The organism is Enterobacter sp. CM29, from assembly GCF_013179605.1.
GTDB classification, from domain to species: domain Bacteria; phylum Pseudomonadota; class Gammaproteobacteria; order Enterobacterales; family Enterobacteriaceae; genus Enterobacter; species Enterobacter intestinihominis.
On record NZ_JABMCU010000018.1, the window covers coordinates 24,669 to 34,723 of the forward strand.

Consider the following 10,055-nt stretch of genomic DNA (forward strand, 5'->3'; position numbering starts at 1 on the left):
ATCTAATTTTGGACAATCGATACCATGCAGCAAGATTGATAAAAATTCGTGCGTGGTATAAGGACTGTGGTGTTAAAGCAGGTAAACTAGTGAACAGAATGTGTATTTCAGCTAAGACGTATTTATGACCAATATGATTGCCGACGAAGCCGTGGCGAAGTCCAGCGTGCTCTCTGTCTTTGACTTTGATGGTACGTTGACGCACCACGACAGTTTTATTCCGTTCCTGCGCTTTGCCTTTGGCAAGCGCTACTTTGCGGGTCGCCTGGTGCGCATGGCCCTGCCCACGCTGCACTGCGTGCGTCGCAAGCTGACGCGTGATGAGCTGAAAGAGGTGTTGATCAAAACCTTCCTGACGGGGGTGGATGAGCACTGGTTACGTCAGCAGGCAGAGGCCTTCTGTGAAAAATACTGGAACAAGCTGATGCGCCCGGAAGGGGTCATGGCTGTCGCCAACGAAGTTAATTCCGGTGCGGAAGTGACGATTTGCTCCGCCTCCCCGGCGCTGGTATTGCAGCCGTGGGCCGATAAGCTCGGCATTAAGCTGATTGGCACGCAGCTGGAAGTGAAAGACGGCAAGCTGACCGGGCGGATCACCGGCAACAACTGCCGCTGCGCGCAGAAAGTGGCGAGGCTGGAAAAGGTGTATGGCGATCTGAACGCATATCACCTGCGCGCCTGGGGCGACACGCGTGGCGACCACGAGCTGCTGGCGGCGGCGCAGGATCCGCACTGGCGCCATTTCCATCATCCGCGCAAGCGCCGAAACTCACCGATAATAAAGTAGCCTTTTGCCGGGTGGCGGCTGCGCCTTACCCGGCCTACATCCCAGTCGTAGGCCCGGTAAGCGAAGCGCCACCGGGCGGTACATCAGGCCTCACGTTTCCCCGGAAACATCACGCTCGCAATAATCCCCAGCGCCAGTACCCCCAGCACCACAAACAGGCTTGCCGTGGCACCGATGTTATAACCGTGATGCCAGAAGTGATCGGTCGCATTCAGCCCCAGCTTGAACGCCACGAAGAACAGCAGTAACACTACCGCTTTCTCAAGATGCACCAGATACTGCTTCAGCGCTTCCAGCACGAAGTAGAGGGTACGCAGGCCGAGGATTGCGAACATCATGGCGCTGTAGATAATCAGCGGCTCGCGGCTGACGGCAATGATCGCGGGAACGGAGTCGAAGGCGAACATCACGTCGGACAGCTCTACCACCGCCACGCAGAGCAGCAGCGGCGTCGCGTAGCGCTTCGCCTTCTTCACGCGACCTACCATCACATCCTTGTTTTCAGGCTTCTCCAGCTCGGCGTCCACCTCTTTTTGGGTCAGGATAAACGCGTGGCTGCTGATTTTTGGCCAGACCGGATAGAAGCGTTTTACCAGGCGGTACGCCAGATGGTTGGAGTAATCCTCGACTTCATCACTCTCTTCATTGCGTTTCAGCATCATCACCGCCGTCCAGCCGACGACCAGCGCAAAAATCACCTCAACGTATGGCCCCAGGCTCAGCAGGCTGGTGCCGATGGCAACAAAAATACCGCGGAACACAATCGCCCCCAGCACGCCCCAGTAGAGCACGCGGTGACGATACTTATCCGGCACGCCGAACCAGGCGAAGATCGCCATCATCACAAACAGGTTGTCGACGGAGAGCACCTCTTCCAGTGCATAGCCGGTGAGGAACAGACTGGCCATCTCCGCGCCGTGGTGCACGTATAAGAAGCCAGCAAACGCCATCGCCATCATGACCCAGAAGATGGACCACATGGCCGCGCTTTTCAGCGAGATCGGTTTATCGTGACGGTGCATGAAGAGGTCGATAAACATCGCCCCAACGGCCATCACCACAAAGACAACAACGGTTTCCGTCGGGAAACCGAGATGAGCAGCAGACATAGACAACCCTTTTAAGAAGACAAAACACAACACCATGCAGGCTGGCGTAAACCAGAAGTGAGAATGGGGGAACGTGTTATTCGCCTATACCCCACAAAACCGCAGCTCTTTGGCTGCGCAAGGTGTGTACTTTACCTCACAACGGGGGGTGGCGCATCTGTCGTTTAGGCTCACGAGGTAAAGCCCGTTAACTGTGAGTCACGTCTTATTTACATCATTTAAACCTTCCATTAACTGGATAAAAAGAAGGCGCCGACGCTATAGTGGTTTTGTTTAATAAAACAGAGTTGTACCTGATAAAACCAAGAACAGACCCTGCGAGGAACACATGACAGAACATATTCGTAATGGCACTGCCGCCACTGAGGACATAGAAAGAGAGACTATGCGCAAGGTGATCTGGCGTATCCTCCCGTTTCTGATAGTCAGTTATCTGGTCTCCATTATCGATCGCGGCAATATCGGCATGGCTTCGCTACAGATGAATGAGGATCTCGGTCTCAGCAAAGCGGCGTTTGGCTTCGCCAGTAGCCTCTATTTCGTGGCGTATTTTCTGTTTGAAGTTCCAAGCAATCTGGCAATGCAGAAAGTTGGCGCACGTCTGTGGATCCCCCGCATTATGATCAGCTGGGGGGTGGTATCCATGTGTATGGCACTGGTACAAAACACGACGTCGCTTTATATCGTGCGTTTTCTGCTGGGTGCCGCGGAGGCGGGCTTCTTCCCCGGCGTCGTACTCTTTCTGACCTGGTGGATCCCTTCCCGCTACCGTGCGCGAATTATCGCGTCCTTTATGGTCGCGATCCCGCTGGCCAATTTTATTGGCTCGCCGCTGTCCGGGTTGATTCTGTCGCTGGATGGATGGCTGGGTCTGCGCGGCTGGCATCTGCTGTTTATCATTGAAGGTTTACCCGCCGTCCTGCTGGGTATTGCCGCCTGGTTTGTTCTTCGCGATCGTCCGCACCAGGCTAACTGGCTTAACGCGGAACAGAAAAAATGGCTGGAAACGACGCTTGAAACCGAGCGTCAACAGCAAAAAAATATCGGACACCAGACGACATGGCAGTTGCTCAGGCATCGTCAAATCTGGCTGCTGGCGCTGATTTACGCAGGCGCGTCATCAGCGGGCACCACCATCAGCGTCTGGTCACCGCAGCTGCTGAAATCGTTCCACCTTGATAATCTGGAGACGGGTCTGTTCAACGCCATTCCTTACGGTCTGGCATCCGTACTGATGATTGTGTGGGGACGCAGTTCGGACCGAACCAACGAACGCCGCTGGCATACCGCTCTGACCCTTTTCATTATTGCCGCAGGCGTATTTGCCGCCTTTGTCAGCGTCTCTCTTTCCGCCACCATTGTTATCCTGAGCATCATGCTGATAGGGGCGTATTCAATGAAGGGGCCTTTCTGGGCGCTGGCGTCAGGCTGGATGAGCAGCACGTCGGCGGCTGCGGGGCTGGCTGCAATTGGCGCCATCGCTAACCTTATCGGCGGTGCGGTAATGGTCAACGCTTACGGTATTATCAACGAACGGACGGGTAGCCACACGCTGGCCATGCTTCCTCTGGCGGCGTTATGCGTCACGGGGGGTATCGCGGTATTGGTGATGGGACGCCAGGCCCGCAATGCTCAGTTGCATGAAAAGCAGGTCACCCATTAGACATAACAAAAGCGGGACGCACGTCCCGCTTTATGCTTAGAGACTCTCTTCCGCAGTATCCTGCGTTTCCCCATAAAACTGCTGGCAAAAAGGCTTACTGGCCCCCATTTTCTGTGACAGGCGGCTGGCGGTGGCATGCATTAGCTGGCTGATCCCCTGTTCACGGCGATCTTCAGTCAGTCTGGAGATGGGCCCGGTCAACGCCAGCGCCGCAATCAGCTTGTCATTGACGCCGAAGACGGGCATTGCGAACGCCGCAGTATGCGGGTCACGGGCGCCTGCGGTATAGAGCGGAACAGCGGGCTCCCCCTCTGGCAGCGCGTCATTAAGGCCCCAGTGGCGAAGCACTTTACTGATGGCAGAATCGTCCAGCGGAAACTGAGTACCCGGCAGATTGCTGTGACGCAACCCGTGCGATGCTTCTGCCCGGAACAGGCACAGACGTTGCCCGCCTTCTAACACATACCAGCTGGCGCTCTCCTGAGAGGCCTGTGATAACGCCTGAAGCTCAGGCTGCACCACCCGGGAAAGATGGAAAGATTGTTCATAAAGTTTGCCAAGGTAAAGCAGACGTGGGCCAAGCGCATAATTGCCGTCATCATGCCTGACGACATAGTTCATTCGCTCAAGCGAATTCATTAACCGGTAAACCGTGGTTTTGTGATAACCCGATAGCTGCGCCAGCGCGGTCAGCGTCAGGCTCTCATCGCCGGGACGGAAGCAATCCAGTAAAGCCAGCGCCTTTTCGACCGCTACAACGCCTTCGTTACCCATCATCATCTCCTTTTCTGCTCGGCAGTGAGTGTACCTCAATTTTTGTGAGTCACTTCGTGTTTACATCACAAACGCCATCGCAGATCTGGCTAATGGGAAAGTAACACCGCTATAGTTGTTTTGTATTGTACACCTGCATTGTACACAGTAAAACAATATGGAGGCATATATGTCCGTTTCTGAAAAATCATTGATTAATCGTCAGGTCGAACGCGTATCGGCTGAACAGGTTCACCAGGCTGCCGAGTATCAGGCCGCCATTCTGGCGGATGTTGCCGGTCGCCGCGGTACACTCCATGGTCGTATCAAACCGCTCGCGCCTCACATGGCCGTTGCGGGCCCGGCAGTTACCGTGGAGGTGCGCCCGGGAGATAATCTGGCCATCCATGCCGCAATGGCCGTAGCACAGCCTGGCGATGTGTTGGTTGTTGACGGGAAAGGCGACCTGACCTGTGCGCTGCTCGGTGAGATTATGGCGACGCAGGCCCAGGCAAGCGGTATTGCGGGCATCATCATTGACGGGGCGGTACGTGATGCCGATACCCTGAGTAAAGGGCACTACCCCGTCTTCGCCGCCGGTCTTAACCCCTGTGGCCCGACAAAATCCATTCCTGGCCGGGTTAATCACCCCATCTCTATCGCTGGTGCAACGGTACGAGCCGGGGATCTGGTGGTCGCGGATATCGACGGCGTGGTGGTGATCCCGCGTGATGAAGTGCAGGCCGTTATCGCCATGGCCAAAGGGAAACTCGAAACAGAGACCCGACGTCTTGCTGCTATTCGTGAGGGCGATTTACGTCCACACTGGCTTAACGACGCGCTGCGTAAGGCAGGCATGTTATCTGACGGGGAGACGCTGTAATGGAAGATAAACGCGTTGTACTGGTCACGGGATGCGACCTGGCGGACCAGGCTGTCAGCATGCTGCGAGACTTTGACGTGGTGTATGCCGGTCACCAGCCCACAGAAGATCAGCTGGTTACGCTGTGCGAACGGCACAATCCTGTGGCCATCCTGGTGCGTTACGGCAAAATAACCGCAAGGATCATGGATGCAGCCCCTGCATTACAGGTTATATCGAAACACGGAAGCGGCATTGACGTGATAGACCAGCCAGCGGCAGCGGCGCGTAATATCGCCGTTCGTTCCGCCCCCGGCGCCAATGCGGCAGCGGTTGCAGAACATACCTGGGCATTGATTCTGGCTTGTGCCAAATCCGTGGTCACCCTCGATAAACGCCTGCGCGACGGGCACTGGGATAAAGCCACGCACAAATCTATCGAGCTGGAAGGCATGACGCTGGGGCTTATCGGTCTGGGGGCGATTGGCTCGCGGGTTGCGCTGGTGGGGCAGGCATTCGGCATGCAGATTGTGGCGTATGATCCTTACGCTAAAACGATGCCATCTGGTTGTGAACGGGCAAACACCTTACCCGACCTTTTATCCCGTGCCGATGTTATCTCATTGCATTGTCCGCTCACTGACGACAACAGAGGAATGATCAACGCAGACACGCTCGCGCACTGTAAACGTAACGCGATTCTGGTGAACACAGCGCGCGGCGGGTTAATTAACGATGAAGCCCTGTTACACGCGCTGAAGGATGGAACCTTGCACAGCGCAGCACTCGACAGCTTTACCAGCGAGCCACTGACCGCCCCGAACCTGTGGCAGACCGTCGATAACGTCATCATTTCGCCGCACATTGGCGGCGTCAGCGCAGCGTCATACATCAAGATGGGAACCGTGGCCGCCAGCAATATTCTGGACGTTGTACACCTGGCTGACGTCGCCGTCAGCCCCTGAAATGCAATGATGAATGACCGCGCCCGCTTGTCATTTACCCTCAGCGAGTGCCTGCGCGCATGCCCAGGCACTGGCCCACGCCCACTGGAAGTTATACCCGCCGAGCCAGCCGGTCACGTCCATCACTTCACCAATGAAATAAAGACCCGGCACGTTGCGGGCTTCCATCGTGCGGGATGAGAGTTCGTGTGTATCCACGCCGCCCAGCGTCACTTCCGCCGTGCGGTAGCCTTCGGTGCCGTTTGGCTGCACGCGCCAGTTCGTCAGCGTCTCCACCAGCGTGTCCTGCTCGCGGCTGTTGAGCTGCTTAAGCGCAACATCCGGAATTTGCCCTAACACCTGCAAGCACTCCACGAGACGCTTCGGCAGCTGCATCGCCAGGGTATTTTTCAGGCTTTGATTCGGGTGCGCGGCGCGTTGCTCATTGAGGAAGGCGTCCAGATCGCAGTCCGGCACCAGGTTTACGGAGACAAACTCCCCCGGCTGCCAGTAGCTGGAGATCTGCAATACCGCTGGCCCCGAGAGACCGCGATGGGTAAAGAGCAGGTTTTCGCGGAACACCGTGCCGTCTTCGGCCGTAATGACCGACGGCACAGACACGCCGGAGAGCGTCTGAAGCTGTTCCAGCAGCGGCTTATGCAGCGTGAACGGCACCAGCCCGGCGCGCGTGGGTAATACTTTCAGGCCAAACTGCTCGGCGATTTTGTAGCCGAACGGTGAGGCACCCAGCCCCGGCATCGAGAGGCCGCCGCTGGCGATCACCAGGTTATCGGCGCTGACGGTTTCGCCGTTGAGTTGCAGCGTGTACCCCTGCTCGTTACGGGCGACGTCCAGCACTTCGGTGCGCAGGCGCATGACTACGCCGCCTTTCTCGCACTCGGCCACCAGCATATCCACGATTTGCTGGGCGGAGTCGTCGCAGAACAGCTGTCCCAGCGTCTTCTCATGCCACGCGATACCGTGTTTACCCACCAGTTCGATGAAATCCCACTGCGTGTAGCGCGCCAGCGCAGATTTACAAAAATGACGGTTCTGGCTCAAATAGGCCGCAGGCTCGACATAAAGATTAGTGAAATTGCAGCGCCCGCCGCCGGACATCAGGATCTTGCGGCCAGGCTTTTTTCCGTTATCCAGCAGCAGCACACGACGACCCGCTTGTCCGGCCATTGCCGCACAAAACATACCCGCCGCACCGGCGCCAATTACTACGGCATCAAACCTTTCCACGTCAAAATCCTCTTCGTTAACTGCCGCGGATTGTAAAGTTTCCTCAGTGGTCGCACCAGCGTAAAAAGATATTACAAAGCCATTTCATTGATATTTAAAGATTATCTATTCAGGCACATTTCTCAAATCAGGTGGTATGTCAAAAAAAGTCTATATTTCACTTTGCCCGTTGCGCATTTGTCCTGGATAATGCGCCGCGTTCATGTCCTCAAAATGGCGTAACGTCCTATGCTACATTTGTTTGCCGGCCTGGATTTACATACCGGGCTTTTATTATTGCTTGCTCTGGTTTTTGTGCTGTTTTACGAAGCGATCAATGGCTTCCACGACACTGCAAACGCAGTTGCAACGGTTATCTACACTCGCGCAATGCGATCGCAGCTTGCGGTCGTTATGGCGGCGGTATTTAACTTTTTTGGTGTCCTCCTGGGCGGACTGAGCGTTGCCTATGCCATTGTGCATATGCTGCCAACGGATCTGCTGCTTAACGTGAGTTCCGGTCATGGCCTGGCCATGGTGTTCTCAATGCTGCTTGCTGCGATTATCTGGAACCTCGGTACCTGGTATTTCGGCCTGCCGGCATCCAGCTCTCACACCCTTATCGGCGCGATTATCGGTATCGGTTTAACTAACGCCCTGATGACCGGTACATCGGTTGTTGATGCGCTGAACCTTCCTAAAGTACTGGGTATTTTCGGCTCTCTGATCATCTCCCCTATCGTCGGTCTGGTGGTAGCAGGTGGATTGATTTTCATCCTGCGTCGCTACTGGAGCAACACGAAGAAACGTGCACGTATCCACCTGACGCCAGCAGAGCGTGAGAAGAAAGACGGCAAGAAAAAGCCACCGTTCTGGACGCGTATCGCGCTGATCATTTCCGCTATCGGCGTCGCCTTCTCTCATGGCGCGAACGATGGTCAGAAAGGTATCGGTCTGGTGATGCTGGTTCTGATTGGCGTCGCACCGGCAGGCTTCGTGGTTAACATGAACGCCTCTGGCTATGAGATCACCCGTACCCGTGATGCGGTAAACAACGTTGAGACTTACTTCCAGCAGCATCCTGATTTGCTGAAGAAAGCGACCGGCGTAGACCAGTTGATCCCTTCTCCTGACTCTGGCGCACTGACTGCACCGGGCGAGTTCCATTGCCACCCGGCAAACGCGATTAACGCGCTGGAACGTGCTAAAGGCATGCTGGCCGATATCGAAAGCTACGACAAACTGGCTGTAGAACAGCGTGGTCAGCTGCGTCGTATCATGCTCTGTATCTCCGACGTGACCGATAAAGTCGCGAAGCTGCCAGAGGTCAATGCTGACGATAAGCGTCTGCTGAAGAAACTGAAAGGTGATATGCTCAACACCATTGAGTACGCGCCAATCTGGATCATCATGGCGGTCGCGTTGGCGCTGGGTATCGGTACGATGATTGGCTGGCGTCGTGTGGCGACCACCATCGGTGAGAAGATCGGTAAGAAAGGCATGACCTATGCTCAGGGCATGTCCGCGCAGATGACGGCGGCAGTGTCTATCGGTCTGGCGAGCTACACCGGTATGCCAGTCTCCACCACCCACGTACTCTCTTCGTCCGTGGCAGGTACCATGATTGTTGACGGCGGCGGTTTGCAGCGTAAAACCGTGACCAACATTCTGATGGCCTGGGTGTTCACCCTCCCGGCGTCCATCCTGCTGTCTGGCGGTCTGTACTGGATTTCGCTGAAGCTAATTTAATCGGCTGAAGGCGACAAAAAAGCGGGTCAGGAAACTGGCCCGCTTTTTTTATGCTCAGTGCCATATCATCAGCGCAATCATACTCACCACAACCAGACCACACAGGGCGCTGGTCAAAATGAACTGACGACGCAGGCGCTCGCAGCGACGGATAAACTCTTCATCGTGGTGATCGCGGTAGCGCTGGTAGTAGATATACCCCACCAGACGCATCTGCTTGCTGGGCTGTCCGTGCGAGGTGAAGAACCCTCCACCGTCCACATATTGATAAAGCAACGGATCGCAACCACGAAGTACCACTAACAGCGCACGTAACGATGAGAAGTAGCGCGCCATATTCACTATGCAAACCACGCATAACGCCCAAAACAATGCGACGGTGCTAATCATACATCCTCCCCGGCGTCCACCCACGAAGCAAGGCTCCTGAGCTACCGCACCCCAATGCCCTGACAGACAGTTCAGTGAAAGAATGACTAAAAGTCGATCCGGTTCGCGTTTTAATATCCGAACGGCTCATTAAATAGTGTAGGAGATCCGTTAATTTTTTTGCCACAAGGTTAATCGTTATCAACACCAAAGCTTGAAAAATATGTTTAACTGGGCCGTAATGAAAGCATCAGACGACGGCTTTCCCATTTAGTCATCGATAACTTAAGGAAGGAGTAACACTATGGCTTACAAACACATTCTTATCGCGGTAGACCTCTCCCCGGAGAGTAAAGTGCTGGTTGATAAAGCAGTATCCATGGCACGTCCCTACAACGCGAAAGTTTCGCTGATTCACGTTGATGTGAATTACTCCGACCTCTACACCGGTCTGATCGACGTGAATCTCGGCGATATGCAGAAACGCATCTCCGAAGAGACTCACCACGCGCTGAGCGAGCTTTCTACCAACGCGGGCTATCCAATCACTGAAACCTTAAGCGGTAGCGGCGATCTGGGCCAGGTGCTGGTT

10 protein-coding genes are annotated in these 10,055 nt (G+C 55.1%); 6 read left to right on the plus strand and 4 right to left on the minus strand.

The window, feature by feature from the left end:
• Window positions 1-124: 124 nt before the first annotated feature.
• A complete protein-coding gene (locus HP459_RS04260; RefSeq protein WP_063201337.1) occupies window positions 125-787 on the plus strand; it encodes an HAD family hydrolase in 663 nt (220 codons plus the stop codon).
• 83 nt (window positions 788-870) lie between these two features.
• On the opposite strand, the gene HP459_RS04265 is transcribed toward HP459_RS04260, so the two are convergent.
• The gene (locus tag HP459_RS04265) at window positions 871-1,896 is read right to left on the minus strand and encodes a TerC/Alx family metal homeostasis membrane protein (RefSeq protein ID WP_023298822.1); all 1,026 of its coding nucleotides are present in this window, start codon (window positions 1,894-1,896) and stop codon (window positions 871-873) included.
• 328 nt (window positions 1,897-2,224) lie between these two features.
• Between HP459_RS04265 and HP459_RS04270 the strand changes: the two genes are divergently transcribed.
• The gene (locus tag HP459_RS04270; RefSeq protein WP_045308786.1) at window positions 2,225-3,559 is read left to right on the plus strand and encodes an MFS transporter; all 1,335 of its coding nucleotides are present in this window, start codon (window positions 2,225-2,227) and stop codon (window positions 3,557-3,559) included.
• Window positions 3,560-3,595: 36 nt separating this feature from the next.
• Here the strand turns inward: HP459_RS04270 and HP459_RS04275 are convergent, their stop codons facing one another.
• Complete coding sequence (locus HP459_RS04275; RefSeq protein ID WP_032674096.1) at window positions 3,596-4,333, minus strand: IclR family transcriptional regulator; 738 nt, start codon at window positions 4,331-4,333, stop codon at window positions 3,596-3,598.
• A gap of 169 nt (window positions 4,334-4,502) precedes the next feature.
• On the opposite strand from HP459_RS04275, the gene HP459_RS04280 reads away from it, so the two are divergent.
• Complete coding sequence (locus HP459_RS04280; protein ID WP_022649701.1) at window positions 4,503-5,195, plus strand: RraA family protein; 693 nt, start codon at window positions 4,503-4,505, stop codon at window positions 5,193-5,195.
• Window positions 5,195-6,139 (plus strand): hydroxyacid dehydrogenase, encoded by a 945-nt coding sequence (locus tag HP459_RS04285; protein ID WP_038416882.1) that lies wholly within the window; start codon window positions 5,195-5,197, stop codon window positions 6,137-6,139. The genes HP459_RS04280 and HP459_RS04285 overlap by 1 nt, the downstream gene beginning before the upstream one ends.
• 30 nt (window positions 6,140-6,169) lie before the next feature.
• On the opposite strand, the gene HP459_RS04290 is transcribed toward HP459_RS04285, so the two are convergent.
• Entirely contained in the window at window positions 6,170-7,366 is a 1,197-nt protein-coding gene (locus HP459_RS04290; RefSeq protein WP_126315244.1) for an NAD(P)/FAD-dependent oxidoreductase, read from the minus strand.
• A 228-nt stretch (window positions 7,367-7,594) separates the two neighbouring features.
• On the opposite strand from HP459_RS04290, the gene pitA reads away from it, so the two are divergent.
• On the plus strand, window positions 7,595-9,094 hold the full coding sequence (gene pitA / locus HP459_RS04295; RefSeq protein WP_022649706.1) for an inorganic phosphate transporter PitA: 1,500 nt from the start codon (window positions 7,595-7,597) through the stop codon (window positions 9,092-9,094).
• A 54-nt stretch (window positions 9,095-9,148) separates the two neighbouring features.
• Here pitA and uspB read toward each other — a convergent pair whose 3' ends face one another.
• A complete protein-coding gene (uspB, locus tag HP459_RS04300) occupies window positions 9,149-9,484 on the minus strand; it encodes a universal stress protein UspB (protein WP_003861224.1) in 336 nt (111 codons plus the stop codon).
• A 283-nt stretch (window positions 9,485-9,767) separates the two neighbouring features.
• Here uspB and HP459_RS04305 point away from each other — a divergent pair.
• A partial coding sequence (locus HP459_RS04305) for a universal stress protein (RefSeq protein WP_171935962.1) occupies window positions 9,768-10,055 on the plus strand: 288 nt, incomplete at its 3' end.

What these genes read in the sequence shown, in the direction of transcription:
- HP459_RS04260 (WP_063201337.1), top strand. Translation starts at nt 125, where the DNA reads ATGACCAATATGATTGCCGACGAAGCCGTGGCGAAGTCCAGCGTGCTC.
- HP459_RS04285 (WP_038416882.1), top strand. Translation starts at nt 5,195, where the DNA reads ATGGAAGATAAACGCGTTGTACTGGTCACGGGATGCGACCTGGCGGAC.
- uspB (WP_003861224.1), bottom strand. Translation starts at nt 9,484, where the DNA reads ATGATTAGCACCGTCGCATTGTTTTGGGCGTTATGCGTGGTTTGCATA.
- HP459_RS04270 (WP_045308786.1), top strand. Translation starts at nt 2,225, where the DNA reads ATGACAGAACATATTCGTAATGGCACTGCCGCCACTGAGGACATAGAA.
- HP459_RS04280 (WP_022649701.1), top strand. Translation starts at nt 4,503, where the DNA reads ATGTCCGTTTCTGAAAAATCATTGATTAATCGTCAGGTCGAACGCGTA.
- pitA (WP_022649706.1), top strand. Translation starts at nt 7,595, where the DNA reads ATGCTACATTTGTTTGCCGGCCTGGATTTACATACCGGGCTTTTATTA.
- HP459_RS04265 (WP_023298822.1), bottom strand. Translation starts at nt 1,896, where the DNA reads ATGTCTGCTGCTCATCTCGGTTTCCCGACGGAAACCGTTGTTGTCTTT.
- HP459_RS04275 (WP_032674096.1), bottom strand. Translation starts at nt 4,333, where the DNA reads ATGGGTAACGAAGGCGTTGTAGCGGTCGAAAAGGCGCTGGCTTTACTG.